Annotated in this window: 9 protein-coding genes and 1 pseudogene; 9 read left to right on the forward strand and 1 reads right to left on the reverse strand. The window is 66.4% G+C overall.

Annotated elements, in window-relative coordinates:
* The first annotated feature begins 19 nt into the window (after positions 1-19).
* From ACVMIH_RS39985 to ACVMIH_RS40025, 9 genes and pseudogenes are all read left to right on the forward strand, one after another.
* Positions 20-1,045: an ABC transporter substrate-binding protein gene (locus ACVMIH_RS39985; RefSeq protein ID WP_057015162.1), complete on the forward strand. Its 1,026-nt coding sequence runs from the start codon at positions 20-22 to the stop codon at positions 1,043-1,045.
* Between the two features lie 139 nt (positions 1,046-1,184).
* Positions 1,185-2,621 carry an amidohydrolase family protein gene (locus ACVMIH_RS39990; RefSeq protein WP_057015163.1) on the forward strand — a complete coding sequence of 479 codons (1,437 nt, stop codon included), beginning with the start codon at positions 1,185-1,187 and terminating at the stop codon, positions 2,619-2,621.
* Between the two features lie 173 nt (positions 2,622-2,794).
* Positions 2,795-5,227 carry a CaiB/BaiF CoA transferase family protein gene (locus tag ACVMIH_RS39995; RefSeq protein ID WP_057015150.1) on the forward strand — a complete coding sequence of 811 codons (2,433 nt, stop codon included), beginning with the start codon at positions 2,795-2,797 and terminating at the stop codon, positions 5,225-5,227.
* Positions 5,227-6,303: an ABC transporter ATP-binding protein gene (locus tag ACVMIH_RS40000; protein ID WP_057015151.1), complete on the forward strand. Its 1,077-nt coding sequence runs from the start codon at positions 5,227-5,229 to the stop codon at positions 6,301-6,303. Before ACVMIH_RS39995 ends, ACVMIH_RS40000 begins: the two co-directional genes overlap by 1 nt.
* A complete protein-coding gene (locus ACVMIH_RS40005) occupies positions 6,300-7,325 on the forward strand; it encodes an ABC transporter ATP-binding protein (protein ID WP_253624138.1) in 1,026 nt (341 codons plus the stop codon). The genes ACVMIH_RS40000 and ACVMIH_RS40005 overlap by 4 nt, the downstream gene beginning before the upstream one ends.
* The gene (locus ACVMIH_RS40010) at positions 7,322-8,869 is read left to right on the forward strand and encodes an ABC transporter substrate-binding protein (RefSeq protein WP_456866127.1); all 1,548 of its coding nucleotides are present in this window, start codon (positions 7,322-7,324) and stop codon (positions 8,867-8,869) included. The genes ACVMIH_RS40005 and ACVMIH_RS40010 overlap by 4 nt, the downstream gene beginning before the upstream one ends.
* A gap of 3 nt (positions 8,870-8,872) precedes the next feature.
* Entirely contained in the window at positions 8,873-9,829 is a 957-nt protein-coding gene (locus ACVMIH_RS40015) for an ABC transporter permease (protein WP_057015154.1), read from the forward strand.
* Positions 9,826-10,745 (forward strand): annotated as a pseudogene (locus ACVMIH_RS40020) (ABC transporter permease). Before ACVMIH_RS40015 ends, ACVMIH_RS40020 begins: the two are co-directional and overlap by 4 nt.
* Positions 10,746-10,953: 208 nt before the next feature.
* Complete coding sequence (locus ACVMIH_RS40025; protein ID WP_057017580.1) at positions 10,954-14,256, forward strand: carboxyl transferase domain-containing protein; 3,303 nt, start codon at positions 10,954-10,956, stop codon at positions 14,254-14,256.
* Between the two features lie 199 nt (positions 14,257-14,455).
* Here ACVMIH_RS40025 and ACVMIH_RS40030 read toward each other — a convergent pair whose 3' ends face one another.
* Positions 14,456-16,090 (reverse strand): flavin-containing monooxygenase, encoded by a 1,635-nt coding sequence (locus tag ACVMIH_RS40030; protein ID WP_057017570.1) that lies wholly within the window; start codon positions 16,088-16,090, stop codon positions 14,456-14,458.
* Between the last annotated feature and the right edge of the window lie 39 nt (positions 16,091-16,129).

The following is a 16,129-nucleotide window of genomic DNA, read 5'->3' on the forward strand; positions in this document are numbered from 1 at the left end:
GAAGCTTAAGGAGATCTCGATGCTGAGAAAAGTAAGCGCCGCGCTGTTGGGATTGGCCCTGGTCGCCGGTCCCGCGCGCGCCGAGGACACCACCATCAAGTTCACGCTGGGCTGGAAGACGCAAGGCTCGGACGCCGCGTTCTTCTACGCCAAGGACAACGGCTACTTCAAGGAAGAGGGCCTCAACGTCGTGATCGACCAGGGCGAAGGCTCCGGCGCGACCGTGACGCGCATCATGTCGGGCGCCTATGACGCCGGCTTCGGCGACGTCAATGCGATCATCCAGAACGCCGCGACCAAGCCGCAGGATGCGCCGGTCATGGTCTACATGATGTGGAACCAGCCGCCATTCGCGATCGTCGCCAAGAACTCGAGCGGCATCAAGACGATCAAGGATTTCGAGGGCCACACGCTCGGCGGCGCGCAGGGGACGCCGACCACGCGGCTGTTGCCGGTGTTCGTGCACAAGAACGGGCTCGATGGCGAGAAGATCAAGGTCTCCAACATGGCGCCGAACCTGCAGGAGCCGATGCTGATCAAGGGCGACATCGACGCCGCGCTGGTGTTCAATATCACGAGCTATTTCAACCTGGTGCTGAACCGCCAGGACCCCGACAAGGACTTCAAATGGTTCTCGTTCGGCGATTACGGGCTCGACCTCTATTCCAACGGCGTGATGGTCTCGCGCAAGCTGATCGCCTCGAACCCGAAGGCGGTGGCCGGTCTGGTGCGCGCCATCAACAAGGGCGCGGTCGCGGTCGCCAAGGACCAGAACGCGGCCATGAAGGCGGCGCTGAACTATGACAATCTGATCAATGTCGATGTCGAGAAGCGCCGGCTGCAATATTCCTTCGAGAAGCTGATCGTCTCGCCGGAGATGAAGGACATCGGCATCGGCGACGTCAAGGACGACCGCATGGCGCGCGCCATCGGCTTCATCGTCGAAGGCTACCAGCTCACCCGCACGCCGGCCCCGGCCGAAGTGTTTTCGCGGGAATTCCTGCCGCCGCGCGCGGAGCGGGAGCTGGTGTATACGGCGAATTGACGCAGTTCGTCATTGCGAGGAGCGAAGCGGCGAAGCAATCCATCTTTCCGCATGCGGGGGCATGGATTGCTTCGCGGAGCCTGTCATTCGGCGGCGCTTCGCGCCGACCGGGTGGCTCGCAATGACGGCGGAGGGACCGATGGACGTCACGGCAACCCGTCTGTTCTGCGGTTCTGACCACGACATCCGCAACGACGTCGTGCTCCGTCACGACGGCGGCGTCATCACCGATATTTCCGAAGCCGCGCGCCCGGCGACAGGCCCGCGTTCCCTTGTCCTTCCCGCCTTCGTCGACGCCCACGACCACGCCCGCCCGCGCGCCTCGAGCTTCGGCGCGGTCGGCATGCCGCTGGAGAGCTGGATCCTGCGCACGGTGGTCGGCACGCCCGTCGATCCCTATCTCACCGCGGCCTCAGCGCTGGGACGCGCGGCGCAGGCCGGCTGTGCGGCGATGATGGTGCACTACACCCGCCCGAGTGGCACCATGCCGCTCGTCGATGAAGCCAGGGCGATCGCGCGCGCCGCCGGCGATGTCGGCATCCGCATCGCCTTTGCGATCGCGGTGCGCGACCAGAACCCGATCGTCTATGGCGACAGCGAAGCGGTGCTGTCAGGTCTTCCGGCCGATGACCGCAAGACGATCGAACAGCTGTTCGTGCGCGCCCCGATGTCGCCGCAGGCCTATATCGAGCTGACCGACGCCATCGCGGCTGCGATCGGCGGGCCGAAGGTTGATGTGCAGCTTGGCCCGGCCGGGGTGCAGTGGTGCTCGAAGCCGCTGCTGGAGGCGGTCGCGGAGAACTCGGCGCGGACCGGCCGCCGCATCCACATGCATCTGCTCGAGACCACCTACCAGCGCGCCTGGGCCGACCAGCATTTTCCCGGCGGCATCGTGCGCTATCTCCGCGATATCGGCTTCCTCTCGGAGCGGCTGACGCTCGCGCATTGCATCCACGCGCGGCCCGACGAGCTCGAGATGATCGCGGCGTCGGGCGCGCGCATTGTCACCAACTTCTCCTCCAACCTGCATCTGCGCTCCGGGCTGGCACCGATCGCGGCGGCGCACGGCTGCGGCTGTGCAATCGCGGTCGGCGTCGATGGCCTCGCGCTCGATGAGGATGACGACGTGCTGCGCGAGATGCGGCTGGTGCAGATGATGCACGGTGGTCTCGGCTTCAAGCGTACATGGACTGCTCAGGAATTCTTCACGCTCGCGATCCGCAACGGCCGCCGCGCCACCGGCGCGCCGGGCACCGGCGAGCTCGCGGTCGGTGCGCCGGCCGATTTCGTCAGCATCGATCTCGACCGCCTCGAGCGTGATCAGATTCTCGATGCCGATCCGCTCGATCTGCTGTTCGCACGCGGCAATGCGTCGCTGATCTCTGAGCTTGTGGTCGATGGTCGCAGCGTCGCCAGGGCCGGCCGGTGCCTCGGTGTTGATCTCCCCGCCATTGAGCAGGAACTGCGCGGCATCACCCGCGCGAGCGCGGCCACATACGCGCATGTCTTGCGCGCATGGCCGCGATTGTCGAACTCAGTGCAACACTGGTTCGAAGCGCAGCTCACCTGCAATTAGCTGCACAATCTTCGCTTCGCGCTGAGCAGCAACTTCGGTCATACGCTCGCTAATTCCGTCAAGCGGAAGAAAATTCCACTTGCATCACACAGTCGGCGCGGCTTCAAGTTCACCCAACAAGAAGACTGAATCAGTCGCTGTCACCGGCTGGTCATGTGTCGCGAGGAAGCCTGATGGGCGCGTTATCGCATCTGCGGATTGTCGAGATCGGAAGTGCTGCGGCGACGAGCTATTGCGCGCGGCTGTTTGCCGACTTCGGCGCCGATGTGCAGAAGGTCGAGCCGCGGCACGGCGATCCGCTTCGCCGCACCGCGCCGCTGACGCCCCAGGGCCGGAGCGCGTGGTTTGCGTTCCTCAACTTCAACAAGTCGAGTGTCGTGCTCGACACGCGCGATGCGGGCGCGGCATCGCGCCTGCGGGAGCTGATTGCCGGCTGCGACATCCTGCTCGACGGGCGCGGCATCGCTGCGGCGGATTGTCCCGAGATCGATCTCGACGCGATCAGGCGGGACCATCCCGGCCTGATCCATCTCGACCTCGCCTGGTTCGGCGATCGCGGTCCCTACGCCAATTTCGCGGCGACGGACTCCACGATCCGCGCGCTGACCGGACTGGTGAAGCTGGTCGGTCCGGAGCAGGGGCCGCCGATGCATGCGCCGGATTTCCAGACCGGCATTCTGGGCGGGCTGTGGAGCTTCATCGCGGCCGCTTCGTCGGTGCTCGGCCGCATGCACGATGGGCGCGGGCGCGAAAACCATCTCAGCCTGTTCGAGGCCTCTATCGCCGTCACCGAATACATCATGTTCGAGGCATTCCAGCGCGGCGACATCATGCGGCGGATCGGCGTCAACCGGTTCTGGCCGACCTTTCCGGTCGGCATCTACGAGACCAAGCAGGGCTGGCTCGGCGTCACCACGGTGACCCCGGCGCAGTGGCGCGCGTTCTGCGAGATGCTCGGGCTCAACGAGCTGCGCGACGATCCGACACTGGTCATGGGGGTCGACCGGCTGCGCCATGTCGCCGAGATCGAAGCCAAGATCCTGCCGAAGCTGAAGCAGCGCACCGCGCAGGAATGGTTCGCCGAAGGGCTCAAGCGCAAGATTCCGATCGTGCCGGTGCCGGAGGTCGCGGATCTCATCGCCGATGAGGAGAAGCGTGCGCGTGGCGCCATCGTCCCGATCACCATCGGTGACGAGACCGGCTTTTCCGCCGGCACGATGCAGCGGCTGACCGCAACGCCGCCGCTGCGCGGCGGCCGGGTGCCTGATCTCGGCGAGCAGCAGACGAGGCGCGAGGCTGCGCCGCGCGTGCCGGCGCCCAAGCCCGCTGCAACCGATCGCTTGCCGCTCGAGGGCATCCGCGTCGTCGACTTTTCGATGGGCTGGGCCGGGCCGATCTGCACCCGCACGCTCGCCGATCTCGGCGCCGACGTCATCAAGATCGAGGCGACCCAGTATCCGGACTGGTGGCGCGGCGTCGACCGCCGTCCGGCCTATGTGCTGGAGCAGATGTACGAGAAGTCGGTGCGCTACTGCATCATGAACCGCAACAAGCGCGGCATCACGCTCGATCTGACCCGGTCGAAGGGGCTTGAATTGGCCAAGCGCCTGCTCGCCGATGCCGACCTCGTGGTCGACAATTATTCGGTCGAGGTGCTGCCCAAGCTCGGCCTCGGCTACGACGTGCTCAGCAAGATCAATCCCAAGCTGGTGATGATGTCGATGTCGGCGTTCGGTGCCGGCAGCGTGCATCGCGACTGCCGCGCTTACGGCTCGACGCTGGAGCAGGGCTCCGGCCTGCCCAGCGTGGTCGGCGATCCCGATGGTCCGCCGGTCATGAGCCATACCGCGTTCGGCGACGCCGTCGGCGGGCTCAACGGCGCCGCCGCGGTGCTGACCGCGCTGATCCACGCCAAACTGACGGGACAGGGGCAGTTCATCGATCTCGCCCAGATCGAATGCATGATGCCGTTCGCCGCGCCCTGGATCGTGGCGCATTCGACCAGTTGCGAGCCGCCGACCAAATACGGCAACCGCCATCCCGATTTCGTGCCGCATGGCTGCTTTCGCTGCGCCGGAGAAGACAACTGGATCGTCGTCGCGGTGTCCGACGATGCGATGTGGCCAAAGCTCACCCGGCTGCTCGGCCGCGAGGATTGGACAGCGGACGCGGCACTCAAGACGGCCACGGGCCGCCGCGCTATCGAGGGCGAGATCGAGGCTGCGATCACGGCCTGGACCGCGGCGCGCGATGCCGATGCGGCGATGACCGCGCTGCAATCTGCCGGCGTTGCCTCCGGCGTGGCGCGGCTGCCGATCGATCTCCTGGAGGATCCGCAGCTCCACGCGCGCGGCTTCATCCAGCATGTCGACCGCGCGTTCATCGGACGACATCCGCAGCCATCGATGCCGTTTCGCGAGAGCGATGCGCCGTTCGCGATCCGCTCGGTGCCGCCGACGCTCGGCGAGCACAACCGCGAGATCCTCGGCGGCATGCTCGGGCTTTCCGACGCCGAGCTCGATGAACTCGCCCGCGATGGCATCATCGGCACCGAGATGCTGATGGAGGAGCAACTGGTGAAAGAAAAGAAGCGGGCGGCGGGCTGATGGACGCAGGCCAGCCGGCACAGCGCAGGGCGGAGGGTGCGCGCGACGGCGCGCCGCCGCTATTGTCCGTGCGCGGGCTCGGCATCCGCTTCAAGACCGGGCAGGGCGTCTGGCAGGCGACGCGCCGCGTCGACTTCGACATCGCGCCCGGCGAGCGCGTCGGCATCGTCGGCGAGAGCGGCTGCGGCAAGACCATCACCGGCCTGTCGATCCTGCGGCTGTTGCCAGGCAATTTTGCCGGCCTCGACGGCAAGATCCTGTTCGACGGCGTCGATCTCGCTTCCTGCAGCGCGCGGCAGATGCGCGCGATCCGGGGCAAGCGCATCGCGATGATCTTCCAGGAGCCGATGAGCGCGCTCGACCCGGTCTTCACCGTCGGCCACCAGATCGCCGAGACGCTGCGCGTCCATACCGACGTTTCCCATGAGGAGGCGCGCGCCAAAACGCTGGAGATGCTCCGCCGCGTCGGCATCGCCTCGCCCGAGCGGCGGATCGACGACTATCCGCACCAGCTGTCCGGTGGCATGCGCCAACGCGTGATGATCGCGGCGAGTTTGATCTGCGGGCCGCAGCTTCTGATCGCGGACGAGCCGACCACCGCGCTCGACGTCACCGTGCAGGCGCAGATCCTCGAGCTGCTGCGCGACATCAGCGAGACCTCGAAGACCGCGCTGATGCTGATCACCCACGATCTCGGCGTCGTCGCCGAGACCTGCACGCGGATGATCACGATGTATGCCGGCGAGGTGATCGAGGACGCCACGGTCGACGAGGCGCTGGTGCGGCCGCTGCATCCCTACACGTCCGGACTGTTGCGCTCGCTGCCGCATTTGAGCCCGCGCCACGGCCGGCTGCCGTCGATCCCGGGCCGGGTGCCGTCGATCGCGGAGATGCCGAATGGCTGCCGCTTCCGGGCCCGCTGCGCGTATGCGGTGAAGGGTTGCGAGGCCGAGCAGAAGCTGCAGGACGCCGGCGGCGGCAGAAGAGTGCGCTGCTGGCGCTTTGCCGAGCTCAATCTGCCGGGCGCGCTGCATCCGCCCGGCGCATCGGCCGCTGCGAAGGTCGCGACGCAATGACCACAGCCGATGCCGAGCCGCGCCGCGACGCCATCGTTTCGGTGCGCGACCTTCAGGTCCGGTTCCAGACCTCGGACCGCCGCGCCACCGTGAAGGCGGTCGACGGCGTCAATTTCGACGTCCGCCGCGGCGAGACCTTCGGCATCATCGGGGAGTCCGGTTCGGGCAAGACCACGATCGGCCGCGCGCTGGTGTTCCTGCTCAATCCCAGCGCCGGCGCCATCCTGCATGACGGCATCGATCCAACGGCGCTGCCACGCCGGGAGTTTCAAAACCATCGCCGCGACTACCAGATCATCTTCCAGGACCCGAACGCCGCGCTCAATCCGCGCATGACCATTCTGGCCTCGGTGCTGGAGCCGCTGGAGCTCGCGCGTGTCGGCAGCCGTGCCGAGCGCGAGCGGCAGGCGCGGGAGGCGCTGGAGCGCGTCGGCCTGCCGCAGGAGTTCGGTGCGCGCTACCCGCATCAGCTGTCCGGCGGCCAGAAGCAGCGCGTCGTGATCGCCCGCGCGCTGACGCTCAAACCCAAACTGATCGTCTGCGACGAGGTGGTGGCCGCGCTCGACATGTCCATCCGCGGCGACGTGCTCAATCTGTTTGCCGATCTGCAGCGCGACCTCGGGCTGACCTACGTCTTCATCACCCATGATCTCGCCGTGGTCTCGCATATCAGCGAGCGCGTCGCGGTGATGTATCTCGGCCAGTTCGTCGAGCTCGGGCCGACCGAGGAGGTCGCCGAGCGCCCGCTGCATCCCTACACGATCGCGCTGCTGTCAGCCGAGCCGCGGCCGCTGCCATCCACGATGCGGCAGGAGAGCCGCATCGTCCTGCAGGGCGAGGTGCCGAGCCCGATCCATCCGCCCTCGGGCTGCCGCTTCCGTACCCGCTGCCCGCACGCGCAGCCGCTCTGCACCGACCGCGTGCCGGAGTGGCGCGAGCTGAAGCCCGATCACTGGGTGGCCTGCCATTTCGCCGACCGCCTGAATTTTTCGCCGAACTCACAACCGGAGACGACGCCATGACAATGACGACACGACGCGAGGCCATGGCGCTGATCTCGGGCGCATTGGCCAGCACCACGCTCAGCGGCCGTGCGTTTGCGGAAGGCGCGCCGAAGAAGGGCGGCACCTTGCGCATCTCGGCGCCGGCCAATCCGTCGAGCCTCGATCCGGCGACCGGCGGCGCCGGCTCCGACCACGCCTTCCTGTTCACGATGTACGATACGTTGACCGAATGGGAATTCGACACGCTGAAGCCGAAGCCCGGCCTTGCCGAAAGCTGGAAGTTCACCGACCCCACCACGCTGGTGCTCAACATCCGCGCCGGCGTCACCTTCCATGACGGCACGCCGCTCGATGCGGAAGCGGTCAAGTTCAATCTCGAGCGCAACCGCAGCGATGCGAAGTCGAACATCAAGGCCGACCTGCTCTCCGTCGCCGCGGTCGAGGTCACTGGCCCGCAGCAGGTGACGTTGAAGCTGAAGATACCCGATACCGCGCTGCCCGGGATTCTCTCCGACCGCGCGGGCATGATGGTGTCGCCGACGGCGCTGAAAGCGGCCGAGGGCGGCGTCGTGACGCGCAAGCCGGTCGGCGCCGGCGCCTATTCGTTCGTCAGCTGGGCCGACGGCGAGAAGATCGTGGTCAAGCGCAACGAGAAATACTGGAAGCCGGAGCGGCCGCTTCCTGACGCCATCGAGATCTCGATCATTCCCGAGCTCACCACCGGCGCCCGCTCGGTCACCGCCGGGCAGAACGATCTGATCTACCAGCTGCCGCCGCGGCAGAAGGTGATCATCGAGCGCGCCTCGAGCGTCAAGGTGGTGCATGGCCCGACGCTGTACGTGCTTCAGATCTTCCTCAACTGGGCCAAGCCGCCGTTCGACAATCTCAAGGTCCGTCAGGCGCTCAACTTCGCGATCGATCGCGAGTCCTTCGTCAAGGCCGCGCTCGCAGGTCTTGCGGAGCCCGCCTACATGAACCTGCCGAAGGCGCATTGGGCATACGACGCGGAGGTCGCAAAACTCTATCCTTATGATCCCGACCGAGCGCGCAAGCTGCTCGCCGAGGCCGGCTTCAAGGAGGGTACCCAGATCGAGCTCGGCGGCTATCCGGACCAGGATTCGGTGCAGCGTCAGGAGATCCTGATCGAGCAATTGCGCAAGGCCGGCATCGGCGTGCGCTTCGTCAACGCCCCGATCGCGGAAGCTTCCGCGGCCTTCTTCGGTCCGGAGAAGAAGGGGGCAGGGCTGCTCTCGGCCTGGACCGGCCGGCCCGACCCGAGCCTGACCTATTCGCTGATGTTCACCAAGGACGCCTATTACAATGGCGGCCGCGCGCCGGTGCCGGCCGAGCTCGAGGCCGCGATCAAGGAATCGCGCGCCTCGGAGGACATCGACACCAGGCGCAAGGCGTTTTCCACCGTGCAGCGGCTGGTGATGGAGAACGCCTTTGTCGCGCCGCTGGCGTTCCAGTTCGAGCTGGTCGCCATGAACAAGAAGGTGCAGGGCTATCGGCCGAACCTGCTTGGCAAGCCGAAATACGACGACGTCTGGCTCGGGAGTTAGGCGATGGCGCGGCGGTCACCGGTCAAGGTCGTCGGCAGCCGCCTCGTGCAGGCGCTGCCCGTGATCCTGCTCGCGACCTTCATGGTGTTCGCGCTGCTCAAGCTGGTGCCCGGCGACATCGCCGTGACGCTGGCGGGCGACAACGCGACCGACGCGCGGATCACCGAGATCAGGAAGATCTACGGCCTCGACCGCCCGTTCCTGGTGCAATACGGCGCCTGGCTCGGCAATGTCGCGCAAGGCGATCTCTCGCAATCGCTATTGACCGGCGAGAAGGTCGCGGACTCGATCGGGCGCGCGTTTCCGAACACGCTGCTGATCGTCGTGATCGCGCTGGCGCTGGCGCTGGTCACCGGCATCCCGATGGGCGTGATGGCCGCGATCAAGCCGAACGGCTGGATCGACAAGCTGATCAGCATGCTGGCGTCGCTCGGCGTCGCGGTGCCCGGCTTCTGGCTCGCGATGATCCTGGTGGCGGAATTCTCGCTGAAGCTGAACTGGCTGCCGGCGACCGGCGCAAAATCCTTCAGCGCCTCGCCGGTCGATGCGATCAGGCATGCGCTGCTGCCTGGCATCGCGATCGCGGCCTACGGTATGGCCGAGGTCGCGCGCCAGCTGCGCGGGGCGCTGCTGGAGGTGCTGTCGTCGCAATATGTCCGCACGCTGCATGCCAAGGGGCTGTCGATGTCCCGCATCCTCTGGCAGCACGGCCTGAAGAATGTCGGCGTCAATCTGCTCACCATCATCAGCCTTTTGGTCAACCGCATGCTGGCGGCGACCGTGGTGATCGAGGCGGTGTTCGCCATTCCCGGCCTGGGCAGCCTGATCGTGCGCGGCGCGATCCAGCGCGATTTCCCGATCGTGCAAGGCGTCGTCTTCACCATGGTGGTGGTTGTGATCGCGGTGAACCTGATCACCGATTTGCTCTGCGCCGCGGTCGATCCGAGGATCGAGCAATGACCGAGGTGGCGCTTGCACCCCTGAAGGCACCGGCGCGGCCGACGCGACTGCGGCGCTTTGCGCGCTGGCTCGCCGGCGACCTCCGCGCCGCGCTGTCGATCCTGGTGCTCGTGGTGCTCGTCGTCGTCGCAATCGGCGCGCCCTGGATCGCGCCCTATGCGCCGACCGCGCAGGACGTCAACAACATGCTGGCGCCGCCGGGGCCGGCCCATCTGCTCGGCACCGACGATCTCGGCCGCGACATCTTCTCCCGCTTGATCTACGGCGCGCCGGCCACCGTCTATGCTAGCCTGCTTGCGGTCGGCGTCGCGGTCCTGATCGGGCTGCCGGTCGGCCTGATCGCCGGCTATTTCGGCGGCTGGATCGACGACATCATCAGCCGCATCATCGACACCTTCCTGTCGTTCCCCGCCATCGTGCTGGCGATCGCCGTCACCGGCGCGCTCGGCATCGGGCTGACCAACGGCATGATCGCGGTCGGCATCACGATGTTTCCGGCGCTGGCGCGCATCGTCCGCGCCCGCACGCTGATCGTGCGGCAGGAGCTCTATGTCGACGCCTCCAGAGGCTTCGGCGCGCCGACATGGCATGTGCTGTGGCGGCACGTGCTGCCGAACACGCTGCAGCCGGTCATCGTGCAAGTGACGCTCTTGCTCGCCGCTGCCCTCTTGGCCGAAGCCAGCCTGTCGTTCCTCGGCCTCGGCATCCAGCCGCCGGACCCGAGCTGGGGCGCGATGCTGGCGCGCGCCTATCAATACATGGAAATCGCCCCGGAGCAGATGTATGCGCCGGGCTTTGCCATTCTCGTCGTCTCCCTGGCGTTCAATGCGCTCGGGGATCCTTGCGTGTCCTGGCGTTCAATGCGCTCGGGGAATCCTTGCGTGTCGTGCTCGATCCGACCATGAAGGATCGCTAGTGCAAATGTGTACGGGTTGCCGCGCGCTCTTCATCTCGCCCCGCTTGCGGGGAGAGGTCGAAGCCGAAGCGAAGCGTAGGCTTCGGGTGAGGGGGAGTCTCCGCAGGCGAGTTCGCGGAGAGTCCCCCTCACCCGAAATTCGCGCTGCGCGCAAATTTCGACCTCTCCCCGCAAGCGGGACGAGGTGAGCAAACTTACGGAACCGATCATGTCCTTCAAGAAATTGCTGATTGCCAACCGCGGTGAGATCGCGATCCGGATTGCCCGTGCCGCTGCCGACAGCGGCCTCGCCACGGTCGCGATCTATCCCGCCGATGATGCCGCCTCTCTGCATGTCCGCGCCGCCGACGAGGCGCGCGAGATTCCCGGCCGCGGCGCGCGGGCCTATCTCGACATCGAGGCGGTGGTTGCGGCGGCCAAGGCCGCGGGCTGCGACGCGTTGCATCCAGGCTACGGCTTCCTCAGCGAGAACACCCAATTGGCGCGGCGCTGTGCCGAGGACAAGATCACCTTCGTCGGCCCGTCGCCAGAGGCGCTCGATCTGTTCGGCGACAAGGCCAAGGCAAAGGCGCTGGCGAAAAAATGCGGCGTCCCGATCATTGCCGGCACATCAGGCGCGACCAGTCTCGACGAGGCAAAGACGTTCTTCGCCGCGCTCGGCGCCGGCGCCGCCGTGATGATCAAGGCGATCGCCGGCGGCGGCGGGCGCGGCATGCGGGTGGTCGAGGATGCCGCCAAGCTCGACGAGGCCTATGCGCGCTGCCAGTCGGAGGCCAAAGCGGCGTTCGGCAGCGATGCCGTTTATGTCGAACGGCTGATCCGCAAGGCCCGCCATATCGAGGTGCAGATCATCGGCGACCGTTACGGCGCCATCAGCCATCTCTGGGAGCGCGAATGCACCATCCAGCGCCGCAACCAGAAGCTCATCGAGGTGGCGCCGAGCCCGTCGCTGAGCGAGGGAATGCGCGCGCGCATCATCGAGGCGGCGAAGCAGCTTGCCACGGCTGCGCGCTACGACAACCTCGGCACCTTCGAATTCCTGGTCGATGACGAAGCCGGCGAAGGTGAGGGTGCCTTCGCCTTCATCGAGGCCAATCCGCGACTGCAGGTCGAGCACACCGTCACCGAGGAGGTGCTCGGCGTCGACCTCGTGCGCGCGCAGCTCGCGGTCGCCGCCGGCGCCACGCTCGCTTCGCTTGGGCTGGCGCAGGCCACCGTGCCGCTGCCGCGCGGCTATGCGATGCAGCTTCGCGTCAACATGGAGGTGATGGACGAGAAGGGCATCACAAAGCCAACCGGCGGCACGCTCAGTGTGTTCGACCTGCCGTCCGGCCCCGGCGTTCGCGTCGATACGTTCGGCTATTCCGGTTACCGGACCTCTGCCGCGTTCGACTCGCTGCTGGCAAAAGTCATCGTGCATTCGCCGAGCCCAAAGTGGACCGACGTGGTGCACAAGGCATCGCGCGCCTTGCGCGAATTCCGGATCGGCGGCGTCGCCACCAACATCCCGTTCCTCGGCGCCATCCTGGCGCACCAGAGCTTTGGCCGGAACAAGATCAGCACCAATTTCATCGACACCCATGTTGCGGCGCTGGTCGGCGCGGCGCAGGATCTCGCCGCACCATTGATCGAGGTGAGCGAGGCGGCTGCGACCAAGGCCGTTGCTGTCGAAGCCGCGCCCGAGGGATCGCTCCCGGTGCCGGCGCCGCTGCAGGGCACGATCGTGGCGATCGAGGTCGCGGAGGGCGATCTGGTTCGGCCCGGCCAGCAGATCGCGGTGCTGGAATCGATGAAGATGGAGCATCTCGTCACCGCACCACATGGCGGCCGGGTGACCAGGATCGCGGGCGGCATCGGTGTCACCCTGATGCATGGCGAGCCGATCCTGTTCCTCGAGCCTGCCGAGGTCGACGGCCATCACGCGGCGGAGGAGGCCGCGATCGATCTCGATCACATCCGGCCTGACCTCGCCGAGCTGATCGCGCGTAAGGCGATCACACTGGACGAGAACCGCCCGGCCTCGGTCGAGCGCCGCCGCAAGACCAACCAGCGCACCGCGCGCGAGAACATCGCGCAGCTGGTCGATGAGGGCTCGTTCGTCGAATACGGGTCGCTCGCGATCGCGGCGCAGCGCCGCCGCCGCAAGGTCGAGGATCTCATCAAGAACACGCCGGCCGACGGCCTGATATCAGGCGTCGCCACCGTCAACGCCAAGGATTTCGGCGCCGACGGCGCGCGTTGCATGGTGATCTCGTACGACTACACCGTGCTCGCCGGCACCCAGGGCCATATGAACCACAAGAAGATCGACCGCATGCTCGGCCTCGCCGAGCAGTGGCGCATGCCGCTGGTGTTCTACGCCGAGGGCGGCGGCGGTCGTCCCGGCGATACCGACCGGCTTGGCATGACCGGCCTCGACGGCCCGTCCTTCGTGCAGTTCGCAAAACTCTCCGGACTGGTGCCCGTGGTCGGCGTGGTCTCCGGCTATTGCTTCGCCGGCAATGCCGCGATGCTCGGCGTCTGCGATGTCATCATCGCCACTCGGAATGCGTCGATCGGCATGGGCGGTCCGGCGATGATCGAGGGCGGCGGGCTCGGCGTCTACCATCCGGCCGAGGTCGGCCCGGTCTCCTTCCAGTCGCCGAACGGCGTGATCGACATCCTGGTCGAGGACGAAGCCGAGGCGACCACGGTGGCACAGAAATATCTGTCCTACTTCCAGGGCGCGGTGCAGGACTGGAAGGCGCCGGACCAGCGGCTGCTGCGCCGTGCGATCCCGGAAAATCGCCTGCGCGTCTACGACATCCGCAGCGTGATCGACCTGATCGCCGACGAGGGCTCGGTGCTGGAGATCCGCAGGGATTTCGGCGTCGGCATGATCACCGCCTTCATCCGCATCGAGGGCAAGCCGTTCGGCCTGATCGCCAACAATCCAAAGCATCTCGGCGGGGCGATCGACGCACCTGCCGGCGACAAGGCCGCGCGCTTCATGCAGCTGTGCGACGCCTTCGACATCCCGATCGTCTCGCTCTGCGACACGCCGGGCTTCATGGTCGGCCCCGAGGCCGAGAAGACCGCGATCGTGCGCCATGTCGCGCGGATGTTCGTCACCGGCGCCAGCATCACGGTGCCGCTGTTCGGCGTCGTGCTGCGCAAGGGCTATGGCTTAGGGGCGCAATCGATGATCGGCGGCGGCTTCCACGCCTCGTTCTTCACGGTGGCGTGGCCGACCGGCGAGTTCGGCGGCATGGGCCTGGAAGGCTATGTCCGCCTCGGCTTCCGCAAGGAGATGGAGGCGATCGAGGACCCGGTCGAGCGCGAGAAGTATTTCCAGACCAAGGTCGCCGAGCTCTACGCCAACGGCAAGGCGGTCTCGATCGCCTCGGTGCTCGAGATCGACGAGGTGATCGATCCCGCCGACACAAGGCACTGGATCATGGCCGGCCTGCGCTCGGTGCCGAAAGCTGAGCCGCGGACCCACCGCAAGCGGCCGTGCATCGATGCGTGGTAGGGTGGCGTAGGGCGAGTCAGATCGTGCATCAAACTCGGTGTCGTCCCGGCGAAGGCCGGGACCCATAACCACCGATGGTCATTGTTGCACGGTGCTGGGGCCATAGCCTCCTTCAACAACCCAACCCTGTGGTTATGGGTCCCGGCTTTCGCCGGGACGACGGCGGCGGGTGGGCGGGCGTCTCGCGTCATTGAGAGAGTTACCCCAACCGCAACTCCGCATACCCCTTCGCCGCCACCTCGTCGCATCGCGCGCGATATGCCGGGGCGCTGCCGCTGTAGCGGGCGACGATGCGGGTTTGCTTGCCCTCGACGTTGCGGTTGATGCCGGTCATCCAGGAATCGACCTCGTTGGAGAGCAGGCCGACGCCGAGCGCCTTGACATGCTCGGTCCAATCGGCGGTGCCTTCGGGCGTGGCGTCGAGGAAGGTCAGGCCTCTCTCCTGCGCAAAGCGGATCAGCCCGGTGACCCAATCCACGCTGTATTCGATGCTGCGCGGGATGTTGCCGAGCGCGGTGTGCGGGCCCATCAGCATCATCATGTTGGGGAAGCCGTCGACCATCAGCCCGAGATAGGTTTCCGGGCCGTGCGTCCATTTCTCCTTCAGCCGCGCACCGTGCGCGCCGCGGAAATCGATCTTGTCGAAGCTGCCGGTGATGGCATCGAAGCCGGTGGCGTAGATGATGATGTCGAAGGCGTAGTCCTTGTCGGTCGTCCGGATGCCCTCGGGCGTGATCCGCTCGATCGGCGTCTCCTTGATATCGACCAGCTCGACATTGTCGCGGTTGTAGACCTCGTAATAGAAGGTCTCGAGCGGCAGCCGCCGCGTGCCGAAGCCGTGGTTCTTCGGGATCAGCATCTCGGCGACCGCCTGGTTCTTCACGCGCTGACGGATCTTGCGCGCGACGAAATCGCTGATCGTCGCATTCGCCGCGCGGTCGATCAGGATATCCTTGAAGTTGCCTTGCCAGATGCCAAACCCGCGCTCGCCATAGAGCTTCTCGTAGAACGCTTCGCGCTCCTCCGCGCTCACCTCGAATGCGCCGCGCGGATCGGGCGTATGCACGAAGCAGGCGAAGGTCTCCTTGCAGCGCGCGAAGATCTCGGGATAGCCGGCCTTGATCCTGACTTGCGTCTCGGCGTCGATCTTGCCGTTGTGCAGCGGCGCCGCCCAGTTGGCGGTGCGCTGGAACACGGTGAGATGCCCGACCTCGCCGGCGATGGTCTGGATGGTCTGGATGCCGGTTGCGCCGGTGCCGATCACGGCGACGCGCTTGCCGGTGAAATCCACGTTCTCCTTCGGCCAGCGCGCGGTGTGAAACGATTGGCCCGTGAAATCGTCGCGGCCCTCGATGCGCGGCAGGGTCGGCGTCGACAACGGGCCGATCGCGGTGATCAGGAAGCGGCAGGAGTGCTGCGCGCCGCTTTCGAGTGTGACCTGCCAGCTTCGCGTGTCGTCCTGGTACATCGCGGACGCGACCCGGCTCTCGAACTGGATGTCGCGACGCAGATCGAACTTGTCGGCGACATAGTTGCAGTAGCGCAAGGTCTCGGGCTGGCCGGCGAAATGCTCCGACCACTCCCATTCCTCGAGCAGCTCCTTCGAGAACGAGTAGCCGTAGGAATAGCTCTCGGAATCGAAACGCGCGCCGGGATAGCGGTTCCAGTACCAGGTGCCGCCGACGCCGGTGCCGGCCTCGAACACGCGCGCGCTGAGACCAAGCTCGCGCAGCCGGTAGAGCTGGTACATGCCGGACAGGCCGGCGCCGATGATGATGACGTCGTAGTCCAGCGCAGCCGTCTGGGCGGTGTTGTCCTGGCGCAATTCGGCCACCTGTCGTTGCTCCCCGATGGATTGATTGCCCGCAAGGCT

The sequence above is a fragment of the Bradyrhizobium sp. USDA 4503 genome (assembly GCF_054055815.1).

Excerpts from the sequence above, each read along its gene's own strand:
- ACVMIH_RS39985 (WP_057015162.1), top strand. The coding sequence starts at position 20 with ATGCTGAGAAAAGTAAGCGCCGCGCTGTTGGGATTGGCCCTGGTCGCC.
- ACVMIH_RS39990 (WP_057015163.1), top strand. The coding sequence starts at position 1,185 with ATGGACGTCACGGCAACCCGTCTGTTCTGCGGTTCTGACCACGACATC.
- ACVMIH_RS39995 (WP_057015150.1), top strand. The coding sequence starts at position 2,795 with ATGGGCGCGTTATCGCATCTGCGGATTGTCGAGATCGGAAGTGCTGCG.
- ACVMIH_RS40000 (WP_057015151.1), top strand. The coding sequence starts at position 5,227 with ATGGACGCAGGCCAGCCGGCACAGCGCAGGGCGGAGGGTGCGCGCGAC.
- ACVMIH_RS40005 (WP_253624138.1), top strand. The coding sequence starts at position 6,300 with ATGACCACAGCCGATGCCGAGCCGCGCCGCGACGCCATCGTTTCGGTG.
- ACVMIH_RS40010 (WP_456866127.1), top strand. The coding sequence starts at position 7,322 with ATGACAATGACGACACGACGCGAGGCCATGGCGCTGATCTCGGGCGCA.
- ACVMIH_RS40015 (WP_057015154.1), top strand. The coding sequence starts at position 8,873 with ATGGCGCGGCGGTCACCGGTCAAGGTCGTCGGCAGCCGCCTCGTGCAG.
- ACVMIH_RS40025 (WP_057017580.1), top strand. The coding sequence starts at position 10,954 with ATGTCCTTCAAGAAATTGCTGATTGCCAACCGCGGTGAGATCGCGATC.